At 65.8% G+C, this 24,967-nt stretch carries 22 protein-coding genes; 7 read left to right on the top strand and 15 right to left on the bottom strand.

The genetic code is table 11. The annotated features are described in order from the left end of the window. Window positions 1–146: 146 nt before the first annotated feature. The 5 genes from AL072_RS17010 to AL072_RS17030 all read right to left on the bottom strand — a co-directional run bounded on the left by AL072_RS17010 (window position 147) and on the right by AL072_RS17030 (window position 4,202). A complete protein-coding gene (locus AL072_RS17010) occupies window positions 147–974 on the bottom strand; it encodes an amino acid ABC transporter ATP-binding protein (RefSeq protein ID WP_045583065.1) in 828 nt (275 codons plus the stop codon). Then, window positions 974–1,678, bottom strand: coding sequence for an amino acid ABC transporter permease (locus AL072_RS17015; RefSeq protein ID WP_045583064.1), 705 nt, complete (start codon window positions 1,676–1,678; stop codon window positions 974–976). Before AL072_RS17015 ends, AL072_RS17010 begins: the two co-directional genes overlap by 1 nt. Before the next feature lie 4 nt (window positions 1,679–1,682). Next, window positions 1,683–2,330, bottom strand: coding sequence for an amino acid ABC transporter permease (locus tag AL072_RS17020; protein ID WP_045583063.1), 648 nt, complete (start codon window positions 2,328–2,330; stop codon window positions 1,683–1,685). A 73-nt stretch (window positions 2,331–2,403) separates the two neighbouring features. After that, a complete protein-coding gene (locus tag AL072_RS17025) occupies window positions 2,404–3,234 on the bottom strand; it encodes a transporter substrate-binding domain-containing protein (protein WP_045583384.1) in 831 nt (276 codons plus the stop codon). Between the two features lie 65 nt (window positions 3,235–3,299). After that, window positions 3,300–4,202 (bottom strand): histidine utilization transcriptional repressor HutC, encoded by a 903-nt coding sequence (locus AL072_RS17030; RefSeq protein ID WP_245636814.1) that lies wholly within the window; start codon window positions 4,200–4,202, stop codon window positions 3,300–3,302. A gap of 137 nt (window positions 4,203–4,339) precedes the next feature. Between AL072_RS17030 and AL072_RS17035 the strand changes: the two genes are divergently transcribed. Genes AL072_RS17035 through AL072_RS17045 form a run of 3 tightly spaced genes read left to right on the top strand, consistent with a single transcriptional unit; the run spans window position 4,340 to window position 7,927 of the window. Further along, window positions 4,340–5,626 carry a paraquat-inducible protein A gene (locus tag AL072_RS17035; RefSeq protein WP_245636815.1) on the top strand — a complete coding sequence of 429 codons (1,287 nt, stop codon included), beginning with the start codon at window positions 4,340–4,342 and terminating at the stop codon, window positions 5,624–5,626. Beyond that, entirely contained in the window at window positions 5,619–7,301 is a 1,683-nt protein-coding gene (locus AL072_RS17040; RefSeq protein WP_045583061.1) for a PqiB family protein, read from the top strand. The genes AL072_RS17035 and AL072_RS17040 overlap by 8 nt, the downstream gene beginning before the upstream one ends. A gap of 26 nt (window positions 7,302–7,327) precedes the next feature. Continuing rightward, entirely contained in the window at window positions 7,328–7,927 is a 600-nt protein-coding gene (locus AL072_RS17045) for a PqiC family protein (protein ID WP_245636816.1), read from the top strand. 30 nt (window positions 7,928–7,957) lie between these two features. Here the strand turns inward: AL072_RS17045 and AL072_RS17050 are convergent, their stop codons facing one another. Beyond that, on the bottom strand, window positions 7,958–8,506 hold the full coding sequence (locus tag AL072_RS17050; RefSeq protein WP_045583382.1) for a hypothetical protein: 549 nt from the start codon (window positions 8,504–8,506) through the stop codon (window positions 7,958–7,960). Between the two features lie 86 nt (window positions 8,507–8,592). After that, complete coding sequence (locus tag AL072_RS17055) at window positions 8,593–9,489, bottom strand: LysR family transcriptional regulator (RefSeq protein ID WP_045583059.1); 897 nt, start codon at window positions 9,487–9,489, stop codon at window positions 8,593–8,595. A gap of 137 nt (window positions 9,490–9,626) precedes the next feature. On the opposite strand from AL072_RS17055, the gene AL072_RS17060 reads away from it, so the two are divergent. After that, window positions 9,627–10,745: an S-(hydroxymethyl)glutathione dehydrogenase/class III alcohol dehydrogenase gene (locus tag AL072_RS17060; RefSeq protein ID WP_045583058.1), complete on the top strand. Its 1,119-nt coding sequence runs from the start codon at window positions 9,627–9,629 to the stop codon at window positions 10,743–10,745. A gap of 67 nt (window positions 10,746–10,812) precedes the next feature. Next, the gene (fghA, locus tag AL072_RS17065) at window positions 10,813–11,664 is read left to right on the top strand and encodes an S-formylglutathione hydrolase (protein ID WP_045583057.1); all 852 of its coding nucleotides are present in this window, start codon (window positions 10,813–10,815) and stop codon (window positions 11,662–11,664) included. A 24-nt stretch (window positions 11,665–11,688) separates the two neighbouring features. Here the strand turns inward: fghA and AL072_RS17070 are convergent, their stop codons facing one another. The 8 genes from AL072_RS17070 to AL072_RS17105 all read right to left on the bottom strand — a co-directional run bounded on the left by AL072_RS17070 (window position 11,689) and on the right by AL072_RS17105 (window position 22,226). After that, complete coding sequence (locus AL072_RS17070) at window positions 11,689–12,849, bottom strand: DUF1513 domain-containing protein (protein WP_245636817.1); 1,161 nt, start codon at window positions 12,847–12,849, stop codon at window positions 11,689–11,691. Between the two features lie 3 nt (window positions 12,850–12,852). Next, entirely contained in the window at window positions 12,853–13,968 is a 1,116-nt protein-coding gene (locus tag AL072_RS17075) for an imelysin family protein (protein ID WP_045583055.1), read from the bottom strand. Between the two features lie 51 nt (window positions 13,969–14,019). After that, a complete protein-coding gene (locus AL072_RS17080) occupies window positions 14,020–15,315 on the bottom strand; it encodes a di-heme oxidoredictase family protein (protein WP_082109038.1) in 1,296 nt (431 codons plus the stop codon). Then, a complete protein-coding gene (locus AL072_RS17085) occupies window positions 15,308–16,792 on the bottom strand; it encodes a multicopper oxidase family protein (RefSeq protein ID WP_045583054.1) in 1,485 nt (494 codons plus the stop codon). Before AL072_RS17085 ends, AL072_RS17080 begins: the two co-directional genes overlap by 8 nt. Before the next feature lie 128 nt (window positions 16,793–16,920). Continuing rightward, the gene (locus tag AL072_RS17090) at window positions 16,921–18,195 is read right to left on the bottom strand and encodes an imelysin family protein (RefSeq protein ID WP_045583053.1); all 1,275 of its coding nucleotides are present in this window, start codon (window positions 18,193–18,195) and stop codon (window positions 16,921–16,923) included. Window positions 18,196–18,352: 157 nt separating this feature from the next. Continuing rightward, window positions 18,353–19,513, bottom strand: coding sequence for a trans-sulfuration enzyme family protein (locus AL072_RS17095; protein ID WP_045583052.1), 1,161 nt, complete (start codon window positions 19,511–19,513; stop codon window positions 18,353–18,355). A gap of 99 nt (window positions 19,514–19,612) precedes the next feature. After that, the gene (locus AL072_RS17100) at window positions 19,613–20,635 is read right to left on the bottom strand and encodes an AbrB family transcriptional regulator (RefSeq protein ID WP_045583051.1); all 1,023 of its coding nucleotides are present in this window, start codon (window positions 20,633–20,635) and stop codon (window positions 19,613–19,615) included. 181 nt (window positions 20,636–20,816) lie between these two features. Continuing rightward, window positions 20,817–22,226: a globin-coupled sensor protein gene (locus AL072_RS17105; RefSeq protein ID WP_245636818.1), complete on the bottom strand. Its 1,410-nt coding sequence runs from the start codon at window positions 22,224–22,226 to the stop codon at window positions 20,817–20,819. A gap of 714 nt (window positions 22,227–22,940) precedes the next feature. On the opposite strand from AL072_RS17105, the gene AL072_RS17110 reads away from it, so the two are divergent. Together AL072_RS17110 and AL072_RS17115 are read left to right on the top strand one after the other, a co-directional pair. Beyond that, the gene (locus AL072_RS17110; RefSeq protein WP_342669604.1) at window positions 22,941–24,077 is read left to right on the top strand and encodes a quaternary amine ABC transporter ATP-binding protein; all 1,137 of its coding nucleotides are present in this window, start codon (window positions 22,941–22,943) and stop codon (window positions 24,075–24,077) included. Continuing rightward, window positions 24,070–24,966, top strand: a complete 897-nt coding sequence (locus AL072_RS17115) for an ABC transporter permease (RefSeq protein WP_060721726.1) — start codon at window positions 24,070–24,072, stop codon at window positions 24,964–24,966. The genes AL072_RS17110 and AL072_RS17115 overlap by 8 nt, the downstream gene beginning before the upstream one ends. Window position 24,967: the final 1 nt, after the last annotated feature.

Raw genomic sequence — 24,967 nt, forward strand, 5'->3', positions numbered from 1 at the left:
CAGGGGTGAGGTAGCCAATGCCGCAATCAATGCTTTTCCGCCCCCATTTCCTAGGCCGGCGGGCATGGGCCCACCACGATACCGGAAAACCCTCCCGTCCGCGGAGCAGCGAGGGAAATCCTGAAACTATAAAGAAAACCAATTCGTTAGAAGCTGTTCCTCTCATGGTAGGTTTGGAGGAACTGCTTCAACCTCGGTTCTGCGCATTCGTGGAATACGTCGCGCGGCGTGCCAAAGGCGGCGATTCGGCCATGATCGAGGAAGGCCACCTTGTCGGCGACGTTGGCGGCAAATCCCATTTCGTGCGTCACCACCACCATGGTCATGCCGTCGGCCGCCAGATCGCGCATGACCTGCAACACCTCGCCCACCAATTCGGGGTCGAGCGCGGAGGTCGGTTCGTCGAACAGCATCAGATGGGGTTCCATCGCGATGACGCGGGCGATTGCGACGCGCTGCTGCTGGCCGCCGGACAGGCGGGCTGGATAGCTGTCGGCTTTGGCGGACAGACCGACGCGCTCGAGCATCTGGCGGGCACGGGCCGCGGCTGCGGCCTTGTCCATGCCGCGGACCTGTACCAGCGCCTCCGCCACATTCTCCAGCGCGGTCATGTGGGGCCACAGGTTGAACTGCTGGAACACCATGCCGACGTTGCGGCGCAAAGTCCGCAGGTCGCGGTTGGACAGGCGGCGACGCGGGGTGCCTTCGCTGTAACCGACCAGCTTGCCTTCGATGCGAATCTCGCCGCGGTCATACACTTCCAGGAAGTTGATGCAGCGCAGCAACGTGCTTTTGCCCGATCCGCTTGGGCCGATCAGGCAGACGACCTCCGACTTGTTGACGGTCAGGTCGATGTCGCGCAACACCTCGTTGGTGCCGAAGCTCTTGCCGACGCTGCGGATCGAGACCATCGGCACGGTGTCCGTGCCGGAGGAAGCGCGGGGCGGGGTGGTGGTTTCGGAAACGGCGATCATCACGCCCTCGCGGTTGCGGTCTGGGTCGGGGAGCCCTGCGGCGACGCATGGGTAAGGAAACGGGTGACGCGGGCCTCCAGCCGACGGCCCAGGCGCGACACCACCTCCACCAGCAGCCAGTAGAACAGCGCCATGCCCAGGATGGTCTCGAAGGTGGCAAAGGTTTCCGCCGCCATGGTCTGCATCTCGTACATCAATTCCGGCACGGTGATGATCGACAGAACCACCGTTTCCTTGGTCAGGATCGCCATCATGTTGACGATGGCCGGCACGGTCGAGACCAGCATCGCCGGCACGATCACCCGGCGCAGGATTGCGCTGTAGGACATGCCGAGGCTGAGCGCCGCCTCCACCTGTCCCTTCGGAACGGATTGATAGCCGGCGCGGAAGATCTCGGCGAAATAGGCGCTGCCGTAGATGCCCAGCGCAAGGATGCCGGCCGCCGTCGCCTCCAGCCGCAGGCCGATGGACGGACCGCCGCTGTAGAGCAGGAACAGCTGGATCAGGAATGGCGTGCCGCGGATCACCTCGACATAGGCACGGATGATCCAGCGTAGCGGCTTGAACGGCAGTTGTCGCAGCAGCATCAAGGCAAAGCCCAGCACGATGCCGATGGCGCAGCCGGCCCCCCAGCACAGAATGGTGACGCCGAAGCCGCGCAGCAGCGCCGGGCCGTACTGGACCAGCAGGGAAAGATCGAGCATCGCATCAACCCTGTTGCAACCGGCGTTCGACCAGCGTGCCGAACAGGGCCAGCGCGCCGTTGATCGCCAGGTAGATGACGCCCGCCGCAAGATAGATTTCGAGCGGGCGGAAGTTGCTGGCCGAAATGGTCTGGCTCGTCCGCGTCAACTCAGCCACACCGACGACCGAGATCAGCGAGGACGCCTTCAGCAGCAGAATCAACTCGTTGACCAGGGCCGGCACAGAAATCCGGAAGGCCTGCGGCAGCAGGATGCGGATCCAGATCGCTGCGCCGGGGAAGCCGAGTGCCAATGCCGCCTCCGACTGGCCGTGGGGCACCGCATTGAGCGCCCCCCGGTAGATCTCCGACACATAGGCGCCGGAGGCGAGGCCCAGCGCTGCGATGGAGGCCACGAGCGGAGGCACGTCGATGCCGACAAGCGGCAACATGTAGTAGATCAGCAAAAGCTGGATCAGCAGCGGCACACCGCGGAAAAAACTGACATAGACCCCGCCGGCCATGTCCGCCGCCCGTCCGCCGGATTGACGCGCCACGCAGACAAGCACGCCGATGACCTGCCCCAGCAGCACGCCGAGCAGCGAGACCCAGACGGTCGTGACGGCCGCCCCCAGCAGATGGGGAAAGGCGTCGATGATGACGCTGAACTTCATCGAATGGGCCTTTGTCGGCAGGGCCGGGACTCCTTCCCTCTCTCAATGGAAGAGAGGGAAGGATGCGACTTTCTTAGAGCTGCGGTTCCGGAACCGTGGTCGGCAGCTCCTGCGAGACGCCGAACCACTTCTTTTGAATGCTGGCCATCCGGCCGTCCTTCTGGATCTTCACCAAGGCGGCGTTGACCGCTTCGATCAGGCTCTTGTCATCGTCGCTCGGCCGACCGACCCAGGAGAAGTAGGAGGGCTTGCCGAAGGGCGGCAGGACGACGGCGAATGTCTCCTTGCGCTGCGCAGCGGCGAAAGCGAGATTCGGCAGCGAGTTGACCGACGCATCGACGCGGCCGGCGGCGAGGTCGGCGTAGGACTGGTTGCTGTCGACATACTCGCGCACATCCGGCGGGGTCGGCAGGGTCTGGCCGAACTCCTTGACCTGCGCCAGCTGGGAAGTGCCCTTTCCGCCACCGACCTTCTTGCCGGCGATGTCTTCCGGCTTGTTGATGCTCTTGTCGTCGGCGCGCTTCATGATCGCGGCAGTCGCCTCGGAAATCGGAACGGTGAAGGAGTAGCGCTTCATACGCTCCTTGGTGATGGTGACGGGCGCGATGACCAGATCGAACTTCTTGGCCTCCAGGCCCGGCAGGACGCTGGTCCAGGGCAGGTCGATATACTTGGGCTTGACGCCCAGCTCCTTCGCCACCTCGTCGATCAGGTCGCGGTCGACGCCTTTGTATTCGTTGTTTTCAAGGAAATCGAAGGGTGGGAACTGCATTTCGGTGGCGACCGTGATGACTCCTGCCTTCTTGACGTCGGCCAACGTGTCAGCCATCGCCGTGCCGGCGGTTGCACCGGCGACCAGCAGCGTGGCGCCCAGCAGTGCTGCCTTGAACATCGTGCGAACCATGCCCTTGCTCTCCATCGTGAACATACCCCTGTTGCGGCCGGCGGATGAGGCCGGTCCTTTTGTGTTTACAAATTCAACTCGGTCGCACTGTCGGTGATCGACGAGCCGCTCAGGCTGAAGCGGTCGCCGACCGAGAGGAAATGAACCAGCGTGATCGGCCGATTGAGATGCACGGTTTGCCGACGGATGGACAGGCAGGCCGTACCGGCCTCCACACCCAGCAGTGCCGCCATGTCTCCAGTCGCGTTTACAGCGCGCACTGTATGCTCGGCCGATGACCAGGGCACCCTGTCGACCAGCCAACGGCTGGGCGCCGTACTTTCGAACGACTCCTCAGCGACCTCCGGCACCGCATCGAGATTGAGCAGACGGCGCTCGTGCTGGATCGGTGTGCCATCACTGAAATGCAGGCATTCCAGTGCCAGTATCGGCGTACCGTCCGGCAGGTCCGGCCAGCGGATACCCTCGCCGTTGCGAAGGCTCCTGCGTTCCCGGATGCGGAATTCATACACACGCCCTTCGCGCGCGACAACGTCGCCGATGTCCTCGATGGGAAGGGCGAAGCGGTCGCGGCGGCCGGTGGCGACGAAGGTGCCGGCCCGGCGGCGGCGGACCAGGAAGCCTTCGCGCGCCAGCAGCGCGATGGCCTTGTTGACGGTCTGGCGGGAAACGCCGTAGAGCGCCGACAACTCCGCTTCGTTGGGCAGGCGCTCACCGCTTTGCCAGCGCCCGCGCAGGATCTGGCCGGCGACGGCGCGCTTGATCTGGTCGAACAGCGGGCCCTTTCCATCGAGCGCGAGGCCGTCGAGCGCAAGGCTCTCCGGCTTGCGTGCCGGCCCGCCAAATCCATCCTGTCCGGTCAGGCCTTGCCGTGCCAACCCCTGCACCCCGCTCTCCGCGCCGCGCTGCGATATGACGTTTCGAAGATAATGTATGTACATAATCCGACGGTCAATCGTGAATTCCACGCTTGGTCCCTGCCAATGCCTTTCCTTGCTGCATCGCAGCAGATTTTCGCCTATTCCCTTTGCCAGGGCTTGTGTTGCAGCTCAAAAAAGCCAATTGGAGTGCGGGTTTTCCTGATGGAATCGGTTCGAGTGCTTGCATGTCGACAGTGTCGGGCAAGGTTGGGTTGAGTGGAGTGCAGGGAGTGGTCCGTGACGATCTGGTCGCCTGTCCGGATTGCGGACGGCTGCATCAGGTCCGTTCCTTGCCGCCTGGCGGTCGTGCCGGCTGTACCCGATGTAGCGCGTTGTTGTACCGGCATGTGGCGGGCGGTCCGCAGCATGCGTTGCCGATGGCGTTGACGGCGCTGCTGCTGCTGGGGCTGATCGCCGTTAAACCGCTGATGGCCGTGCATATCCAGGGCAACGACAGGGCAGGGCTGGTGACGACCGGAATCGAGGCGCTGGCCGCTCAGGGTATGTGGCCGCTGGCGCTTCTGGTCGGCCTGCTGGTGCTGGGGGCGCCGGTGGCACGCGTCGCGGGGGTCATCGCCGTGATGCTGCGCCTGCACACCGGGCGGTCCGCCGCTTCGCCGAGGGCGACCGCCCGGCTGTTCGCCCTGACCGAGGTCCTGCGCCCATGGGCAATGCTGGATGTTTTCCTCCTCGGGCTACTGGTCGGTTATTCCAAGCTGTATGGATTTGCCAATGCCGAGGTGCTGGCCGGTGGGTTGGCGCTGGGCGGCTACGTGCTGGCGATCACGGTGATGGACCAGTGGCTCGACCGCCGGGCATTATGGTCGGCGATCGACCATGTGCCGTCCGATCCGGCGCCTCCCCCTCATCGCTGGATCGCCTGTTCGGTATGCGGACGCATCCACTCCTGTGATGGCGGTGCCGATCCGCACCGTTGCACCCGCTGCGGCAGCCGTCTGCATGCACGCGAGCCCGACAGCCTGGGACGAACGACCGCGCTCGTGGCAACGAGCGCCATCCTGTATGTGCCGGCCAACCTGTTGCCGGTGATGACCGTCGTCAATTTCGGCCAGGGCGACCCCAGCACGATCCTGGGCGGCGTCGGGGAGTTGGCCGGCTCGGGCATGTGGCCGTTGGCACTGCTGGTCTTCGTTGCCAGCGTCGCCGTTCCGGTCCTGAAGCTGGGCGGTCTGGCATGGTTCGTCGTCACGGCATGGCGCGGATCGGCCGTCAGGCTGCAGGGACGGACCCGTCTCTATCGTTTCATCGATGCCATCGGGCGTTGGTCCAACGTGGACGTATTCATGATCGCCATCCTTACGGCGCTGGTGCAGTTCGGCGCCGTCGCCTCCGTGCGTGCCGATACCGGCGCGATCGCCTTTGCCGCCGTGGTCATCCTGACCATGCTGGCCAGCCATGTCTTCGACCCCCGCGTCATGTGGGACCGGGCGGAGGAGCGGCGGCATGACTGAAGCCGGCCAACAGCCTTTACCGATCCCACCGCCTCATCCGCCCGAGGTGGATGTTTCCACGCGTCGGCGCCTGTCCTTCCTGTGGCTGCTGCCGCTGGTCGCGGCATTGATAGCGGGATGGCTCGGCTGGCGCTGGCTGGAGGAACGCGGGCCGCAGATCGTCATCACTTTCCAGTCCGGCGACGGTTTGGAGGCGGGGCGGACCCGGATCAAGCACAAGAACGTCGAACTGGGCGTCATCGAATCGGTCAGGCTGTCTGACGACCTGTCGCAAGTGGTCGCGACCGCGCGGATGGACCGCACCGCCACCCGCCACCTCAAGGACGGGACCCGCTTCTGGGTGGTGGCGCCGCGTCTCGGGCTTGGCGGAGTGTCGGGGCTGAGCACCGTGGTGTCGGGCACCTATGTCGAAATGGAGCCCGGCGGCGGCGACGACCGGCGGGAATTCGACGCACTCGACGAACCGCCGGTGATCCGCGCCGACGTGCCCGGCCGCAGCTTCAACCTCAAGACGGAACAACTGGGGTCGCTGGCCCAGGGATCCCCGGTCTATTTCCGCGGCGTCCAGGTCGGCGAGGTAATGGGTTACAGCCTGTCACCACAGGACCGGATGGTGTCGGTATCGATCTTCGTCCGCGCGCCGTACGAGGGGCTCGTGCATGAGGGAAGCCGTTTCTGGCGCTCATCGGGCATCCAGATCTCCGCCGGAGCGGACGGCTTCAAGTTCCAGACGGAGTCCCTGAAGACGTTGGCGTTGGGCGGCGTGGTGCTGGAAACTCCGCCCGACCCTCAAGCAGGGGGCCCCGCGAAGGACTGGGCCAGCTTCACGCTTTACGAGGATCAGGCGACCGCGGCGGCGGCCCGCGACCGGCTGCGTGTGCGCTACCGGTTGGAGTTCGCCGGATCGGTCCAGGGGCTGCAGGCTGGAGCGCCGGTGCTGATGCGCGGCCTGACCGTCGGCCATGTCTCGGCGGTTCGGCTGGAATATGACGAGGCCCGGCAGGAACTGCACATTCCGGTGGAGATTGACATCGAACCCGATCTGGTGGCCCGGACCTATGCCGTGATCGACGGCAAGCCGATGGACGAACCGGCGGTGCGCACGCTGATCGCCGTGCAGGTGGAGAAGGGCATGCGGGGCCGGCTCGCGTCGGGCAATCTGCTGACCGGGCAGAAGCTGGTGTCCTTCGACTATGAACCCGGCCATCCGCCGACAGCGCCAGGGACCGAGCGGTCAGAACTGCCGACCGTTGCCTCCAGCGATATCGATTCGATCACCCGGTCGGCCGGCGCCGTGTTGGACAAGGTGGCGGCGCTGCCGCTGGACGGGCTGGTCGCCGATCTGCGCGGTACTTTGCAGTCCGTAACCGGCGTTGCCGGTTCGCCGGACCTCGCGCGTTCGCTGGCGGCGCTCGCCAAGGCGTTGGGCAGTGCCGATGTGCTGATGCGCGATACCGGACGTCAATTGCCGGAGCTGGTCAAGAGCCTGCGCGGCGTGGCCACCGCTGCCCAAGGCACGCTGAACAGCGCCAACGGCCTGCTGGGCGGTGGAGGCGGACAAGCCGACCTGTCCGGCGTGCTGCGGCAGCTGAATGACGCCGCGCGCTCCTTCCGTGTGCTGGCAGATTACCTGGAGCGCCATCCGGAAGCACTGCTTCGGGGCAAGACACCGTGACGACAAGAGGGAACGCAATGAGGTGGATGCGCGGATGGCGAGGGGCGGTGCTGGCGGCACCGCTTCTGTTGCTGGCAGCTTGTCAATCGACGCCGGACAGCCGGCTCTACACATTGGCGATGGTTCCACCGTCCGGATCGGTGCAGGCAACCCGGACGACACCTCAGGTGCTGGCGCTCGGATCGCTGGATTTGCCCATGCTGATCGACCGACCGCAGATCGTGCGCCGCATCGACGGCAACCGGGTCGAAGCTCTGGAATTCGATCGCTGGGCCGAACCGCTGGCCGACGGATTGCGCTCCACCCTCGCCGCCGATCTGGCGGCACGGTTGCCTGGAATGACCGTTCTGCCGGTGGCAGGGGCCTCCGTGGCGGAGGGGACCGCGGTGCTGGCCGTCACCATCCTGCGGTTCGACGCCGACAGGGCCGGCCGTGTTGTGCTGGATGCGCAATGGAGCCTGTCGATTGACATGGCAGGCGGCCGAACGGCTGGTCGCAGGATCGGCCCATCGCGCGAGACCGTGGAGATTCCGGCCGCCGATGCCGAGCCGGATACCCTGGTCCGGGCGATGAGTCAGGCGGTCGCCGCCTTTACCGACCGCATCGCCACCGGGGTGCGGCGGTAGCCGCAAGACCGGCATCGCGGCGGAACCGCGTCAGTGCAGCAGGGTGGCGCCGCGGTCGGCCACCGGCTGCACGCGTTCCATCCGCCTTGCGTTAACCCTGTCAATCGCTCTGTCTGTAAGAGGCGCGTCGGAGGGGTCGGGCATCTGCAGGCCAGCGCGGGTCAATGCCGACGCCAGGACGCAGAGCGGCGCCATCGCCATCCGCACTCCAGCCAGCGGCAGCCAGTCGTTCATCAACAGCCCGGCCTCGCCATGACGGTCTTGTTGGACCAGCCGCAACATGTCGAGCAGCATGGCTTCGTCGGTACCCAGCGCGGGGCAGGGCGGCCGGTGCAGGTCGAGTGGACGGGTGGTGGCAGCCAGCACGATCCGCATCAACGTATCGAACGCAACCGCAGCGTCGTTGGACAGGCCGGCTGCGGTCATTCCATCCTGCCAGTGCGGATGCGGACGGTCGGGCTCCCGCAGGGGCTCCGCCCACAGCCGCAGGACGGAGACGACCAGCGCCTCCGCCGTACGCAGGTCCTGGAACCGCTCGCGGCACGGTGTGGCCCGGCGATGGGACGACATGGTCGTCATGGCGAACTCCACTTGCGATGAACTGAAGCAGCCTATGACCGCCTCGCCCCAATTGCAAGTGATTCGCATTTGCAAATATCGCTGGCTCAGCGATATTCCGTTCTCCGCGCCAGACCGTCCTTCAGATGCCGGATCGCCGCATGGACCTTGGGCGGGGCATGCCGCTTCTGCGGATAGACCGCCCATACCGCGGTGTTGGGGGGGCGGTGGCGGTCGAGCAGGGAGACCAGCCGACCTTCGGCAACCGGTCCCCGCACGTAATAATCCGGCAACTGGCAAAGCCCGAAGCCGCGCAGCGCCGCGTCCAGAACGGAAAAGCCGCTGTTGCAGCGCCAGCGGCCACGTGGGCGGAACAGCCAGTCCTGGCCACTGTCGTCGAACAGCCAATGGTCGGCAGTCCCGATCAGGCATTGATGGGTGCCCAGGTCCGCAAGGTTGCCCGGTGCACCATGCCGCTCCAGATAGGTGGGGGCGGCGCACAGATGCATCACCCGCGGGGCGATGCGGGTCGCGACCAGACTGGACTCGCTGAGACGGCCCAACCGGATCGCCAGATCGTAGCCCTCCTGCACCAGATCGAGGCGGCGGTTGGTCAGTTCCACCTCGATGCTCAGTTGCGGATTGCGCTCCATCAGGCTGTTGATCAGCGGCATGACGAACTGCTCGCCATAGGCGGTGGCGCAGGTCATCCGCAGCAGGCCCTTCACCTCGCTGTCGCCGCCCTGAAGGGCGCCCACGGCCAGGAAGGCATCGTCACGCTGCTCCGCCAGCCGCTGGCAACGGGCGAGAAAGGTACGGCCGCTCTCCGTCAGGCTGACCTTTCGGGTCGTCCGGTAGAACAGCGGGGCCTGCAATCGATCCTCCAGCCGCGCGACGCAGCGGCTGACATGGGAGGACGAAACCCGCAGCCGCTCTGCCGCTCGAGAAAAGCTGCCGGCTTCCGCCACCGCCACGAACTCGTCGATGCCGTCCCATCCGCTCATGGCACCTCCAACCTTCCTTGCCGATTATCCCCATACAGCAAAAATCTATTCTCGAATTTGCCGTTCTGGCAATGACCGGCAGCGGTCTACACTGCGGCAACCAATTGCCAATCCGCTTTCTGGGAAGGATAGCCCACATGGTCCTGTCACGCGCCGCCGTCGCTTGGGAAGCCAACCGTCCGCTCGAGATCGAAGAGGTCGAGGTCGCGGCGCCCAAGGCTGGCGAGGTGATGGTTCGCATCGTCGCCACCGGCGTCTGCCATACCGACGCCTACACCCTGTCCGGCAAGGATTCGGAAGGCGTGTTCCCCTGCATCCTCGGCCATGAAGGTGGCGGCGTGGTGGTCGAGGTCGGTCCCGGCGTCACCTCGGTGGCGGTCGGCGACCATGTGATCCCGCTCTACACGCCGGAATGCGGCAAGTGCAAATTCTGCCTGTCCGGCAAGACCAACCTGTGTCAGGCGATCCGCGCCACCCAGGGCAAGGGCCTGATGCCCGACGGCACCAGCCGCTTCTCCCTGAAGGGCAAGGAGATCGCCCACTATATGGGGACCTCGACCTTCTCCGAATACACGGTGCTGCCCGAGATCGCGCTCGCCAAGATCAACAAGGCCGCCCCGCTGGAGAAGGTCTGCCTGCTGGGCTGCGGAGTCACCACCGGCATGGGCGCGGTGATGAACACCGCGAAGGTCGAGCCCGGTTCGACCGTCGCGATCTTCGGCCTCGGCGGCATCGGCCTGTCGGCCATCATCGGCGCCACCATGGCCAAGGCCAGCCGCATCATCGGCATCGACATCAACCCGTCGAAGTTCGAGATCGCCAAGCAGCTGGGCGCCACCGACGTCGTCAATCCGATGGACTACGACCGTCCGATCCAGGAGGTTCTGGTCGAGATGACCGATGGCGGCGTCGATTACAGCTTCGAGTGCATCGGCAACGTGAAGATCATGCGCGCCGCGCTGGAATGCTGCCACAAGGGCTGGGGCGAGTCGGTGATCATCGGCGTCGCCGGCGCCGGAGAGGAGATCTCCACCCGCCCATTCCAGCTGGTCACCGGCCGCGTCTGGCGCGGGTCCGCCTTCGGCGGCGTCAAGGGCCGCTCGGAGCTGCCGGAGTATGTGGAGCGCTATCTGCGCGGCGAGTTCGAGCTGGATACCTTCATCACCCATACCATGGGCCTGGAGGACATCAACCACGCCTTCGACCTGATGCATGAGGGCAAGAGCATCCGCTCGGTCATCCTGTACAACCAGTGACGGAATCACCCTCTCCGGACCTGGGAGAGGGCCTCTTCCCGGCATTCGTTTTCACAAAGGCGCCTCCATGACCGACTCCCTCACCATCCTGTCGGAAACCCGCGTCTTCGGCGGCTGGCTGAAGCAGGTGCGGCATCAATCCGCGGCGGTGGACTGCGCGATGACCTTCGCGATCTTTCTGCCGCCGCAGGTGGAGGCCGGAGCTTCGGTGCCAGTCCTTTACTGGCTGTCCGGCCTGACCTGCACTGACGAGAATTTCACCCAGAAGGCCGGTGCCTTCCGCGTCACCGCCGAACTGGGGCTGGCCATCGTCGCCCCCGACACCAGCCCGCGCGGCGACGGGGTGCCGGGAGATCCCGACGGGGCATGGGACTTCGGCCAGGGTGCCGGATTCTACGTCGATGCGACCGAAGAGCCCTGGGCGCGCAACTACCGCATGCACGATTACGTGACGCGGGAACTGCCGGCATTGATCGAGGCCAATTTCCCGGTGACCGGCAACCGGTCCATCGCCGGCCATTCGATGGGCGGACATGGCGCGCTGGTCTGCGCACTGAAACATCCGGGCTTCTACAAGGCGGTGTCGGCCTTCTCGCCCATCGTCAACCCGACGGCGGTGCCGTGGGGAGAGAAGGCGTTCGAGCGCTACCTCGGCCTGGATCGCGACCGTTGGCTGGAATGGGATGCCTGCGCCCTCATCGCGGAGGCTGCCGAACGCCTGCCGATCCTGATCGACCAAGGGGATCGCGACGGGTTCCTGGAGACCCAATTGAAGCCGCAGGCACTGGTCGCGGCAGCCGAGGCGGCAGGCCATCCGCTGACGCTGCGGATGCAGCCGGGCTACGACCACAGCTATTTCTTCATCAGCACCTTCATTGAGGACCATCTGCGCCACCATGCGGCGGCGCTGCTGGCCTGAATCGCCGTGCCGGGCAACACCGGGTCAGGCCACCCGCCGCGTAAGGTGGTTATCCCAGCGGAAAGCCGGCGCCCGGCGCTCCGGTCCGGCGGCGGCGGTTTTCGACACCGTCTCGATCACGCCCAACCCGCTGGTCGCCAGATAGCCGTCGCCGTTCGGCGCCAGTCCGCAGCCGTCGGCAAGCGCGGTGGAGCCGAGCCAGGCCCCGCTCCCGGCGTCCCACAGCCCGATCACCCCGCCCATCGGCGAACTGGCGGCGACGGTCATACCGTCCGACGCGACGCTGCCGATATAGCCCTGCATGCGCGACAGCACATCCTCCGGAGTGTCGAACAGGCGGATGGCGCCGCCGGGCCGGTGCGCGCCGGTCAGGGGCTGCAGCATGCCGATCGGCCGTTCGTCCTGCACGCCGAAGGCGATGCCACCGTCCTCCAGCAGGGCGATGTGACGGATGCCGAGATTGGCGTGCTCCTCCGGCAGATGGACCTTGTCGAGCAGCGTGCCGGTCGCCGCCTCCACATAGGTCAGCGACGAATCCATGCTGTCGAGATTCAGCTTGGCCCGCCCGGTGTCGGGATGGGTGATGACCCCGCCGTTGGCGACCGCCAGCGTCGTACCGTCGTGCATCAGGATCAGTTCATGCGGACCAAGCCCGTGGGTCGGGATGGCGCCGATGCGGTGGTAGCCGTCGGTGGCGTCATAGATGCCGATGGCGCCCTCTTCGCGCGGGACGTCGTCCTCGGCAACATAGAGGATGCGGCCGTCGGCGGAATAGTCGCCATGACCGGTGAAGCGGCGGTCGTCGAGCGCACGCACCACCGGCCCGGGGGTGCCGTCGGCCAGCGACAGGGTCTGGAACCAGCGTCCCGGCCGGCGGGCGAAGACAGCGGCCTCGGCGATGCCGGGGCGCGGCACGATGCCGTGGGCGCGGCCGGGGGTTGCGGTCGTGAACAGCAGCTTGCCGGTTCCATCCAGCGCCGCGACGCCGAAGCTGGGCTCGGCACCGGCTGTGGCATAGGCATTCAGGTAGATCGTGCCGGCGGCTCCAGCGTGCGCCTTGCCTGACAGGACGGCGAGCAGTCCGCCGCCCAGCAGGCGTCCACCCGCCAGCAGACGGGCCCCAAGCGCTTTGCCGGCCAGCACGCCGAGGAGGTTCCGACGGCCCATCGCCCCATTCCCCGTCATGGCTCAGTCTCCATCCAGTTCGTTGAAGCCCAGCGTGATGTCGAGCAGAGGGGCGAGCGTCCCCAGCATCTCCACCCGAGCCGCCTTGATCAGGCGCAGCGCTCCGTCGGTCTTCTTGCGGGCGGCGGGATCGGCAATTGCCTTGTTCAGCGGGCCGGGCACCGCCTCGATGGCGCTGATGGCGGCGGCAAAGCTCTCATCGATGGCCTGCTTGGCGGTGGCGCCGTCGTCGTTGGCGGGCAGCAGCGTGACGAACCCCGGACCGCCATGCTCGCCCATCAGCAGAGCCCGCAGCCCCTCCAGGTTCAGCGCAATGTTGCGGAGCGCGCGACCGCTGCGCAACGCCTCCACCACCGTCGGCTTGGCGTCCTCGATGCCAGTACCGAGCGGAGCCATCAGCTTCTGGTCGATGATGACCTGCATCGCGGTGATGGCGGAGGAGAACAGCGTGTTGACCGCTTCGGATGCGGTCGGGCCGAGCATGGTGGGTTGGCCGGCGGCCAGCGGCGCCTCCAACTCCTTCCAGCCATCGCGCGAGTCGGTGGCGATGGCGGCGATATTGTGGGCGGCAGCGGCGGCGAGCTGGGCGCGGAAATGCTTGGCGTCGCTGCCGGTGAAACTGTCCACGGTGACATTCTCATCGAACAGCAGACGCTCCAGCACGGTCAGACCCTGGACCGCCGCGCTCTGGCGGGCGAGCGCGCCCGGCTGCAGCAGCCGCTGGTCCTGGTCGCGCAGGATCTGCGCGATCTGCCGTTGGACGACACCCGGCCGCTCCGGCCAGAAGGACATGCGATCGGCGCGCAGGTTCAGCGTCAGCGGCCCCGGCCGGAGATGCTGGGCCCCGGCCCAGGCGTCGGTGACCTTGACATGGGCGGCCCGCGCCTCATCCAACCCTGCCGCTGTCGGACCGGTGGCAAAGCGGTCGAGCGTATCGGCATAGGCGGTGGCGGCACCCGCCAGTGCGTCGAAGCGGGGCAGGGCGTGGCTGCGGACCATGCCGACGAGGAAGGCGCTGTCCTTGTCGGACTGGCGGGCGGCGAAGGCCGGCGTTCGCGGCAGCAGCGCCGCCACGGCGGCGGCGGCCGACATCAGTCCAAGCACTATGCGGCGTCGCATACCATCACATTCCTTCTGTCGTTTTCCGCAAAGGAAAATCCCGCTCTTCCTTTACAAACCCAGCACGTAGCGCACCAGCCGTTTCCGCGCCTCAGCAGGCAGGTTCATGAAGCGGCCCTTGGCCTCCTCGGCCTCGCCACCATGCCAGAGGATCGCCTCGGTCACGCTGCGGGCGCGGCCATCATGAAGCAGGGACAGTTGCCCGTCCTTCGCAGCCAGCCGGTTCAGGCCCCACAGCGGCGTGGTGCGCCAGTCCTGGCCGCGGGCCTCGCCCATTGGCAGGGCGTCGGCCAGCCCCGGCCCGAGGTCGTGCAGAAGCATGTCGCTGTGCGGAAAAATGTCGCGGTCGGACAGGCTCGGATGGGCCGGAGCCACGGCCGTCCGCCAGGACGGGCGGTGACAGGCGGCACAGCCGGTGTCGATGAAAAGCGCGATGCCGGCTTTGTCCTTCGAAGCCTCCAGGCTGCCGTCGGGCGGCAGGTCGCGCAGATAGCCGTCGATCAGGCCGATGACCGTGCTGGGAATCTCCAACCCTTCGAACTGCTTCGAATCGCCGTGCGGCGCCGCGCGGCAGGCGGTTTGTACAGGGGTGCAGTCGCCCCAGGGATCACGGAAGGCCGGTGTCGACATGCCGATGTCGAGGCTGAAGGCTTCCGCATCCTGATGGTCCAATGTCGGATGCATGGCCTTCCAGCCGAAACGGCCGACTTCGGGCTTGCCGGCAACCGTCACGCGGTTCACCCGCCCGGCCACCGGGCCGGCGGCTGCCGCCTGCCGCGCCGCCTCGGCCTCGATCTCGCCGGCCGGGATGCGGTCGAGCAACCCCATGCCATGGACCCGCGGAGGCACGCGGGCGGACATCACCGTCGCTTCCGCCAGCGGACCATAGCCCAGGTCGGTCACCACCGGTGTCGGGCGGCGCAGCCGGACAATGGCGCCGTCGGGAAAGCGGATCTCCTCCTCGCGGTAGGTGACGCGCGGACGACCTTCGATCACCTGCCTCAGAACGGCATTCGACTGGATCTGACGGCCATAGACAGGGTCGTCGTTCAGCTTGATGGCGTAGCCGACGCCCTGATCGCCCTCCACCGCCGGGTCGGGCGGACGGCCACCGGCGCCGCGCGGATGGCAGGTCGCACAGGACCGCGCGTTGTAGAGCGGGCCGAGACCGTCGGCCGCCTGGGTGGCGGTGGGTGCGGCAACCCACATGCGGCGGAACAGCGCCTCGCCGATGCGGTTGTCGAGGCTTTCGGCGGCATGTGCTGCGGGGGCCGCTGGGGCGAGGGACAGCAGCAGGCCGGCGGCAAGGGCGGCACGGCGGAGCTTTGAAAGGCGGGACTCAAGCAACGCGGATGTATCCCATCATGCCGGTGTCCTGATGTTCGATGATGTGGCAGTGGAACATCCAGTCACCAGGATTGTCGGCCTTGATCGCGACGCGCAGGCGCTCCTTGGGTTCCAGCAACACGGTATCGGCGTGGTGCGGCACCACTTTGCGTCCGTCCGACGACAGCACCTTGAAGGTGTATCCGTGGATATGGATCGGGTGCAGGTGCGGCGTCAGGTTGGCCAATTCGAAGACGTAGCTGCGGCCCTTTTCCAAAGTGACCAGCGGCGGCGGCAGGCGCTCGTGTCCGCCTTCCGGCCAGCTCTGCTGGTTGATCGCCCAGAAGGTCTTTTCCGACAGGCACAGCGAATCGGCATAGGGCAGGCCGGCTATCGTCGCAGCGTCGAAGCCCTGGGCCACCGCGGTGGCTGAGAAGGCCATCGGAATGACCGGCGCGTTCTTCAGATCGGGCTCCGGGATGCCGGCGGCCGGCAGGGCGCGCGGCTTGAAGCGCTTGTTGGGCCGGGCCGGGCCGATGGCCCGGAAGGTGGCGAGCGGCTTGGGTTCGGCCGAATAGACGTTGGTCAGGCGCAGGCTCTGTCCAGCCTTGGCAGGGGCGCGGAACAGCACATCGATGCGCATCGCCGGCCCCATCGGCCAGCCGTCCAGCGGCCGCGGCGGCAGAGGGTTGCCGTCGACCGCGACGATCCACGCCTCCGCCCCCTCGATCCGCAGATCGACGACGCGGGTGCTATCGATGTTGTAGAAGCGGGCACGGATGTCGCCGTTGGCTGGCACTTCGATGACCGGATCGATTGCGCCGTTGACGGTGGAAACGCTGCCGAAGGTGCCGGCGCGCGAGGCACCGCGGTCGGTGATGAAGGTACCGAAGCTGCCGCTCTTGTCGATCTGCCAGTCCTTGACCAGGCAGACCACATCGGCGTCGAATTTCGGGGCATCCGGTTCCTCGACGATCAGGATGCCGGCCAGCCCGCGGCCCAGCAGTTCCACCGTATTGCAGTGGGGATGGAAGAAAAAGGAGCCGGCGTCGGGTGGGGTGAATTCATAGACATGGCGTTCGCCGGGCCTGGTCGGCGGTTGGGTCAGGTAGGGCACGCCGTCTTCCAGGTTCGGCAGGCGGATGCCGTGCCAGTGGACGGAGGTATGCTCCTCCAACTCGTTCACCAGGGTGGCGCGCAGCCGCTGGCCCTTGCGCATGCGGACGATCGGACCGGGGAAGCTGTCGGCATAGGTGATCAGCGGCGATGGTGCGGCCGGCTCCGGCAGGATCCGTTGCATGCGCTGGCGGGCGACCAGTTCCACCTCGACCAGATCGCCGCTGGCGGTGACCGGGGCAGGATCGGCAAGGCCGGCTTTCAGCGCACCGGCGGCCGGTGCCGTGAGGCCGGTGCCGCCGAGTGCCGTCGCCGCGAAGGCGACACCCCCGGCGCGCAGGACGGCACGGCGGGACAGCGGGTCGGCGAGGCGGTGCGGCATTACGGCGGTCCAAAAAGCGAAAGGCAAAAGAACGGCTCCGGCCCCGCATTCCCCACGCCGGATCGGTCCGGAAGGGAAGGAAGGGAGCGGTCATGCGCGGGCGCGGGACCGGAGCCGGAAGACGCTGTTTACTTGCCGACCTTCGACGGGTCGTCAAGGCTGTCGGAACCCTCGACGGTGATGGAGACGCCAAGAGCGTTGACGGCGCCTTCCAGCGCCTTCTTCTGGTCGACGAGACGGTCGACGGCGGTGGCGACCAGCTTGTTGCCTTCGTCGTTGTCGGCGGCAATCATCTGGTCGTAGGCCATCTTGCCGCTGTCGGCGGTGTCCTTGATCGCCTGCATCGCCTTCATGGTGTCGGCCATGGCGGCCTTGACCGCGGCGTCAGCATCGGTGGACTTGGCGGCGACCAACTGCGACAGCGAAGCGCCAGAAACGGTCTTGCCGTCGGTGCGCTTGTAGTTGCCGTTGTAGACGTTCACCATGCCGACTTCGTCGTAATAATGCGAGTTGTGCGTGTTGTCGGAGAAGCAGTCGTGCTCCTCTTCCGGATCATGCAGCATCAGGCCGAGCTTCATGCGCTCGCCGGCAAGTTCACCGTAGCTGAGGGAGCCCAGACCGGTCAGCATGCGGGCGACGCCCTCGCTCTCAGGCGTCTTGGCGATGGAGGCGCGTGCCTTGCCCTTCGGCGCCCAGTCGGCGGTCATCTCGGCCAAGTCGTCGATCAGCATCTGGGTGGCGACGGTCAGATACTGGGCGCGGCGGTCGCAGTGGCCGTTGGTGCAGTCCTTGCCCTTGGCATAGTCGGTCGCCTTGCGCTCGCCTGCGCCGGGACCGGTGCCGTGCAGATCCTGGCCCCACAGCAGGAATTCGACCGCATGGTAGCCGGTGGCGACGTTCGCCTCCACCTTGCCGGCCTCGTGCAACTTGCCGGCAAGCAGATCCTTGGTGATCTTGGTGGCGTTGATCGTCTTGCCGCCGGCCGTGATCTTCGGGTTGGCGATGACATTCGCCTTGGCATAGGGGTTGCTTTCGCCGCCGGCATAGCCATCGTCGACATAGTCGATCAGGCCCTCGTCCAGCGGCCATGCGTTGACCTTGCCTTCCCATTCGTCGACGATCGGATTGCCGAAACGGAAGGCTTCCGTCTGCATGTAGGGAACGCGGGCGGTCTTCCAGACGTCGCGCGCCTTCGCCAGGTTTTCCTCGGTCGGGTTGGCGACCAGGGCGTCCACCGCCTTCTTCAGCGCCTTTGCGCCGTTGGTGGCGTCCTCATAGGCGGCATGGGCGATGTCGGCGTAGTTCTTCGCCACGTCCTTGTAAGCCGGCGCCGCCGCATTGGCGGCGAAGGGCAGAAGGGCAACGACGGCTACGGCGGCGAGGCCGGCAGCGCGCTTCGACATGGAGGTCTCCTCGAACGTCGGTGGTCGGTATTGACAAATGTGCGACTGATTCTCAGCGAATAACGTCGCGAATCATTCTCACTGTCAAGCCCTATCCGCGCTGGGGATACTCGGATTCCGCTAACGGCCGGCGAAAAGGTGGTGACCGGGGCGCAGGTCAGCCCCGGCGCAGAGCCTGATCCAGATCCTCGAACAGGTCGTCCGGAGACTCCAATCCAACCGACAGGCGCAACAGATCGCCCGGCACCGGAGAAGATGGACCTTCGATGCTGGAGCGATGCTCGATCAGGCTTTCCACGCCGCCCAGAGACGTAGCGCGGCGCCAGATGCCGACGCGGGCAGCGGTGTCGATGGCCGCCTGGGTGGCTTGGGCACTTCCATTTCCCTTCACCCGGATCGACAGCATGCCGCCGAAGCCGCCGGTCATCTGCCGGGCGGCGATGCCGTGGCCATGGAAGCCAGGCAGGCCGGGATAGAGCACTTCGGCCACCTGCGGATGGATGGACAAACGCTCCGAAAGCGACATGGCGGCGGCACTTTGCCAACGGACGCGCGCGAACAGGGTGCGCAGGCCGCGTTGGAGCAACCATGCCTCGAAACTGCCGAGAATACCACCTTGCTGGGCCTGCACCGCCTTGATCCGGCGCCAGAATTCGTCCATGCGGGCTGCGGTCAGCGTGCCGGCGACGACATCCGAATGGCCGTTGAGGTACTTGGTCGCCGAATGCATGACGATGTCGGCGCCCAGTTCCAGCGGCCGGGTCAGCACCGGGGTCGCCACCGTGCTGTCCACCGCCAGATACGCGCCGGCCTCATGCGCCAGTTCCGCCACCGCTGCGATGTCGGTGATGGTCCACAGCGGATTGGCGGGCGTCTCCACCCACACCAGCCGGGTTTCGCCCGGTCGCAGCGCAGCGCGCACCGCATCGGTGTTGCTGGTGTCAACCCCTTCGACCCGCAAGCCCCAGCGTGTGGCCGGCCCATGCACCCAATTTCGGAAGGCCCAGTACATCACTTCCGGCACCACCACATGGTCGCCCGGGTCCAGCGCCTGGAACACCGCCGTTGCTGCGGCCATGCCGGATGCGAATAATAGCGTGTCGACGCCCTTTTCCAGCTCTGTGATGGTGCGGGCCGGAATGTCGAAGGTTGGATTGTCGGCGCGCGCATAGACGCGGCCCCGGCTGTAGCCGTTGTCGGGATCGCGGACATAGGTGGTCGACGGGTGGATCGGCGGAATGACCGCGCCGCTGGCGGCATCCTCGAATCCCAGGGCGCCGGCGGCGATGGTTTCGGGGCGATGGGGCTGGTCGGTCATTGCCGGGGCACTCCGGAGAAAGAGGAGAGAGAACAGTAGAGCCGTGGGCAGGGCCGGCGCAACGGTGCGGCCGTGGCCGCCGGTCCATTTGGGGGAGGCTCAGGCGTAGCGGGCGATCAGGCGGGCCAGCGGCGGACCGGTCAGCACCACCACGAACAGCCGCAAGGTCTGCAATGCCAGGACCAGCGGCAGGTCGACGCCGGTGCCGAGCGCGATCACCACAACCGAATCGAGTCCGCCCGGGCTGGTGGCTAGGAAGGCGGTCAGCGGGTCGGTCGGAAGCAGGGTGACCAGCATCCAGGCCGAAAGGCCGCACAGCGCAATCATCAACCCGGTCGACAGCAGCATCTGCGGCACCGCGCGCAGGGCGTGGCCGAGTACCTCGCGGGTGAAGCGCAGGCCGATGCTCCAACCGATCACGGTGTAGGTGATGGTCAGCAGCGGCTGCGGAAGCTGCAGTGCCACTCCCGCTCCGGATTGGACGAGGGCGCCCAGCACCATCGGTACCAGCAAAGCGCCCGACGGGATATGGAACCGATGTCCGATCCAGCCTCCGACTGCCGCGACCAACAGAGTGGCGGCCAGCCCTCGGGGATCCAGTGCCTCGACCGGTGCCGCCGGCAGGATGGCTCCCGGCGACCCGGAAGTCAGTGCATGTGTCACAAGTGAAGCGCTCAGCACGACCAGGACAACGCGCAGATATTGCATCACCGCCACCAGCCGGGCGTCGGCACCATAATCCCCGGCTATCGCGACCATGGCGGAGGCGGCGCCCGGCGATACGCCCCAAGCGGCGGTGGTGCCCGGCAGGCTGCCATAGCGGACGAACAGCCAACCGACGACGCCACTGACCAGCACCGTCAGCCCGACCGTACCCAGCATCAACGGCCAGTTATGGGCTATGGAAAGCAGGATCGATGGGGTGACCGCATGCGCGACGAGGCAGCCGATGATGGCTTGGGCCACTGTGAAGCCCGATGTCGGCACTCGGACCGAGGCACCGCCGACCCCCAGCGCGATGGCTGCGATCATCGGGCCGATCAACCAAGCGGCAGCAAGGCCGATCTCATTCAGCGCCAGCGTCGCCATCGCCGACAGGATAAGCAGGCCCGCCCACTGCATCGCGGATTTCAGCTGGTTACGCCCCGCTCCTTTCCAAAAATCCGCCACGGACTCATACCTGCACAAATGATTCGCACCCTTGGCATGCTGCCCGCCGGTAGCCCCTTCCGTCCAGCCATGGAACCGGCGCGGCCGGAGGAGGCAGCCATGCGTCGCGATGCGGGAGGGTGGCCTTGCGGGCTCAGCGGGCGGAGCGGATGCGGGCCAGGAAGTCGCCAACGCCGCGATGCAGTTCGTCAGCCTGCCGATGCAGCAGACCGGCGGCCGACAGCACTTCATGCGCGATGTCGCCTGTTTCCGACGAGGATTGCGTCACCTGTCCGATCGAAGTGGTGACCCGGCGGGCGCCGATCGCGACCTCCTGAACGTTGCGGGTGATTTCCTGGGTGGCGGCGGCCTGCTCCTCCACCGTGGCGGCGACGGTGGTGACGATCTCGTTGATATGGGTGATGGTGCGGCCGACCCCATGGATCGCTTCGGCGGCACTGCCTGCGGCATTCTGCATTCCGGCGATCTGGACGGAAATGTCCTCCGTCGCCTTGGCGGTCTGGTTGGCGAGATGCTTCACTTCGTTGGCAACGACGGCAAACCCCTTGCCCGCCTCGCCGGCGCGCGCCGCCTCGATGGTGGCGTTCAAAGCCAACAGGTTGGTCTGGCTGGCGATGTTGTTGATGAGGCTTACCACCTCGCCGATGCGCTGTGCCGCCGCTTCCAGGCCGCTGACCGTATCCTTGGTCCGTTCGGCCTCCTCAACCGCCGAGGTCGAGATGCGGGAGGATTCGTTGACGTGGCGGCTGATGTCGGCGATGGAGGCCGAAAGCTGCTCCGTGGCGCTGGCGACCGTCTGCATGCTTGCCGAGGCGACTTCCGTCTCCGACGCCACATCGGACGAGCGGCGGCTGGTGGCGCCGGCAATCTCTGACATGCGCTGGGCGTGAGCCTGCATCTGGTTGGAGGCGGCGACCGTGCCCTCGACGATGCTCTGCACGCTGTGCTCGAAGTTCCCGGCAAGTTCGTCCAGCGTGGCGCGCTTGCTGCGTTCCTCCGCTTCTTTGTAGGTCTCCAGCAACAGTTCCATGTCGAACCACGCCACCTTGGTCAGCGCCTCCAATTGTGCGGCCCGGGTGCGGCGGTCGGCGGCACCGAACAGCCCGGCCAGCATGCCATCGTCGCTGCCGCCGGTCAGGCCCAGTTCACGGGCAATGTTGGAACTGACGATGTAATGGCAGATCGAAACCGCATAGGCCGGCACGCCATTCTCGTAGAACAGCGACGCCAGTCGGCGAGCCGAGTCGCCGAACGCAGAGTCGATCCGGCCGGATGCGGCGCGCGTCCAATGATCGACACGGGCGGCATGAACTTCAGGCAAGGTCAAAGCCGACTGGATTTCCGGCCAAGCGGAGAAGTGACGGTGCCATTGCTGCAAAAGACCGGGAAGGTGTCGTTCCGCGAAGTCGCAGTTTTTCTGCAGCAGGCGGAGATCCCCGTCGGTGATCGAGAAGGCAGCCAGGCGATTCGCGTGCCTATTGGACAGATCGACATTCATAATCGGATATCCTTTATTTTCCAAATTCCTGCGTGCGGCCGTCACAGCCGACGGCTTTTTAAACCGACGTTTGATACGATTTCCGCGATCTACGTTGCCGGCATACTGCAGTATGCATTAAAATTATTAAACACGATAGAGCGATGTGAATAAAGTGTAATCTTTTAGATAAATATTTTGTTACGGGTGATCTGAAAGTCTAGAACGTTCGTAATGGAATATTTTACTTACGTTCTTGGCTTATCCATCTGACTTTCGTCAGAGGTAGCTTTAACCAGATAGAAATATTAGAATTGAATCACTGCAAAAATATTATTGATATTATCCTGATTGCTCGCTTCGCGTATAATCAAACGTTCTTTGCAAGCCTTGTCGAGGCAAATCGTTGATTGAGAGAGAGCCTGTGCGGGGATGAGGTCGTGGTCTCCGATGGGGGGACGAGATGGATGTGGCAACCGTTCGAATCGATCCAACTGTTAAGTGATGCTCGACAGTATGAGCCCGCGGATCCGCCGTAATATCAACAAAATCTCTTTTCATTGAACGATCAATCAAAAATAAAGCCCTTTGCCCGCCCGGTCAATCGCGCCTCGGCGTCATCAAAATGCAAACTCCATGAACGCCGCTATCGACCGCGCTCTCGTCCCGGGGCAATCTACGGCCCTATTGTCGCTCTCCGAGCCTTTGCCTTCTGGAAGTCTTGCCATGACCGTGATCCCGCCTCCGCCTGCCGCCTCGTCTTCAACGAGAACGGGAGAGGTGCGTTTGGCTGTTCGCGGCCTGCGGAAAGTGTTCGCCGACGACCCTCGTCCGGCGCTGGAAATGCTTCACCGTGGCGCCACGAAGGCTGAGGTGTTGCAAAGGCTGAACGTCAGTGTCGGGGTGGTCGATGCCGGATTCGAGATCCGGGCCGGCGAAATCTTCGTCATCATGGGATTGTCGGGCTCCGGCAAATCGACCATCCTGCGGTTGCTCAACCGGCTGGTCGAACCGTCGGAGGGGGAGATCAGGCTGGATGGTCGCGACCTGACCAGACTGACGCAGGCCGAACTGGTTTCGGTGCTACGGCGGGACATGAGCATGGTTTTCCAGTCCTTCGCCCTGTTGCCCAACCGTAATGCGCTTGAGAACGCCGCCTTCGGGTTGGAAATTGCCGGGATGCCGCGATTGCAACGGCGTAAAGCGGCACTGGCAGCCCTGGAGCGGGTGGGACTGGGCGCCTATGCCGACCGCTACCCGAACGAACTGTCGGGCGGCATGCAGCAGCGCGTCGGACTGGCCCGCGCGCTCGCCAAGAATCCAACCATCATGCTGATGGACGAGGCCTTCTCGGCACTGGACCCGCTGATCCGTTCCGACATGCAGGACGAGCTTCTCCGGCTGCAGCGCGAGGACGCGCGCACCATCGTCTTCATCTCCCACGACGCGGAGGAGGCAATGCGCCTGGCCGACCGCATCGCGGTGATGGAAGACGGGCGCATCGCCCAGATCGGGACTCCAGCCGAGATCCTGCGTGCGCCGGCCGACGACTATGTTCGCGCCTTCTTCCGTGGCGTCGATGCGTCGCGCCTGCTGCGTGCCCGCGACATAGCCCGCCCACCAAGCGACGCGAGCCGGGGTGATGAGGGAGAACCGGCGCGTTTCCGCTACCGGACCGACGCCGCCGGCCATTTCCGCGGCGTCCTGGCCGGCGGCGGCGCGTCCGCCCTGTTCGGACTTGAGCCGGTGGCTGCGGACGCACCGCTGAACACGCTGCTGGGTCGGGTTGCGGCGGCCCCCTGTCCATTGCCGGTGGTCGAAGCGGACGGCCGCCTGGTCGGCGTGATCTCGCGCACGACTTTGCTGGCGGCGCTCGACCGCTGCGACGGCGTCGGCCTCGGGGTTCGACATGGCTGAGGCGGATTTCCTCGACGTGGAGCGCCTGAGCGAGACCATCGGCGGCGGCATCGCCCGTGGCTCCGAATGGCTGGTAACGGCGATCCTCGACCATGGGCAGCCCGCCCTGGACGCCATCGCCGGCGTGGTGGATGGGGTGGGCGGCGCGCTGGACGGGGTGCTGCTGGGGGCACCACCCTGGATGCTGGCGCTTATCATGGTAGGGATCGCGCTGTGGCGGGTTGGCCGCGGCTTTGCCCTGTTCACCCTGCTGGCTCTGGGGGCGATCTTCGTCATGGGATTGTGGGAACCGACGGTCTCGACGCTCGGCCTCGTGCTCGCCTCCACCGTGCTCAGCCTGGCCGGCGGCGTGCCGCTGGGCATCTGGATGGCGCGCAGCAAAATGGCCGACGGGGTCGGCAAGACGCTGCTCGACCTGATGCAGACGATGCCGGCCTTCGTCTACCTGATCCCCGCCGTGATGTTCTTCGGCCTGGGTCGGGTGCCGGGCATCATAGCCACGGTTGTCTTTGCCATGCCGCCAGCGGTGCGTTTGACCGCACTGGGCATCCGGCAGGTGCCGGCGGAACTGGTGGAGGCCGGCCGTGCCTTCGGCTGCCGCGACCATCAGCTGCTGTACAAGGTGCAGTTGCCCAACGCCCTGCCGTCGATCATGGCCGGCGTCAACCAGACCATGATGATGGCGCTGTCGATGATCGTCGTCGCCTCTATGATCGGTGCCGGCGGCCTCGGCAATGTGGTGCTCCAGGGCATCCAGCGGTTGGACATCGGTCTCGGCGTGCAGAGCGGGTTGAGCGTCGTTCTGCTCGCCGTCATGCTTGACCGCATCACCCAGAGCTTCGGCCGCCCCCCTGCAAGCCAGGCGAAGCGGCACCGGTGGTGGCGGTGAT

It is taken from the genome of Azospirillum thiophilum, from assembly GCF_001305595.1.
Taxonomy (GTDB): domain Bacteria; phylum Pseudomonadota; class Alphaproteobacteria; order Azospirillales; family Azospirillaceae; genus Azospirillum; species Azospirillum thiophilum.

What these genes read in the sequence shown, in the direction of transcription:
- AL072_RS17010 (WP_045583065.1), bottom strand. Translation starts at nt 974, where the DNA reads ATGATCGCCGTTTCCGAAACCACCACCCCGCCCCGCGCTTCCTCCGGC.
- AL072_RS17015 (WP_045583064.1), bottom strand. Translation starts at nt 1,678, where the DNA reads ATGCTCGATCTTTCCCTGCTGGTCCAGTACGGCCCGGCGCTGCTGCGC.
- AL072_RS17020 (WP_045583063.1), bottom strand. Translation starts at nt 2,330, where the DNA reads ATGAAGTTCAGCGTCATCATCGACGCCTTTCCCCATCTGCTGGGGGCG.
- AL072_RS17025 (WP_045583384.1), bottom strand. Translation starts at nt 3,234, where the DNA reads ATGGTTCGCACGATGTTCAAGGCAGCACTGCTGGGCGCCACGCTGCTG.
- AL072_RS17035 (WP_245636815.1), top strand. Translation starts at nt 4,340, where the DNA reads ATGTCGACAGTGTCGGGCAAGGTTGGGTTGAGTGGAGTGCAGGGAGTG.
- AL072_RS17040 (WP_045583061.1), top strand. Translation starts at nt 5,619, where the DNA reads ATGACTGAAGCCGGCCAACAGCCTTTACCGATCCCACCGCCTCATCCG.
- AL072_RS17045 (WP_245636816.1), top strand. Translation starts at nt 7,328, where the DNA reads ATGCGCGGATGGCGAGGGGCGGTGCTGGCGGCACCGCTTCTGTTGCTG.
- AL072_RS17050 (WP_045583382.1), bottom strand. Translation starts at nt 8,506, where the DNA reads ATGACGACCATGTCGTCCCATCGCCGGGCCACACCGTGCCGCGAGCGG.
- AL072_RS17055 (WP_045583059.1), bottom strand. Translation starts at nt 9,489, where the DNA reads ATGAGCGGATGGGACGGCATCGACGAGTTCGTGGCGGTGGCGGAAGCC.
- AL072_RS17060 (WP_045583058.1), top strand. Translation starts at nt 9,627, where the DNA reads ATGGTCCTGTCACGCGCCGCCGTCGCTTGGGAAGCCAACCGTCCGCTC.
- fghA (WP_045583057.1), top strand. Translation starts at nt 10,813, where the DNA reads ATGACCGACTCCCTCACCATCCTGTCGGAAACCCGCGTCTTCGGCGGC.
- AL072_RS17070 (WP_245636817.1), bottom strand. Translation starts at nt 12,849, where the DNA reads ATGACGGGGAATGGGGCGATGGGCCGTCGGAACCTCCTCGGCGTGCTG.
- AL072_RS17075 (WP_045583055.1), bottom strand. Translation starts at nt 13,968, where the DNA reads ATGCGACGCCGCATAGTGCTTGGACTGATGTCGGCCGCCGCCGCCGTG.
- AL072_RS17085 (WP_045583054.1), bottom strand. Translation starts at nt 16,792, where the DNA reads ATGCCGCACCGCCTCGCCGACCCGCTGTCCCGCCGTGCCGTCCTGCGC.
- AL072_RS17090 (WP_045583053.1), bottom strand. Translation starts at nt 18,195, where the DNA reads ATGTCGAAGCGCGCTGCCGGCCTCGCCGCCGTAGCCGTCGTTGCCCTT.
- AL072_RS17095 (WP_045583052.1), bottom strand. Translation starts at nt 19,513, where the DNA reads ATGACCGACCAGCCCCATCGCCCCGAAACCATCGCCGCCGGCGCCCTG.
- AL072_RS17100 (WP_045583051.1), bottom strand. Translation starts at nt 20,635, where the DNA reads ATGCAGTGGGCGGGCCTGCTTATCCTGTCGGCGATGGCGACGCTGGCG.
- AL072_RS17115 (WP_060721726.1), top strand. Translation starts at nt 24,070, where the DNA reads ATGGCTGAGGCGGATTTCCTCGACGTGGAGCGCCTGAGCGAGACCATC.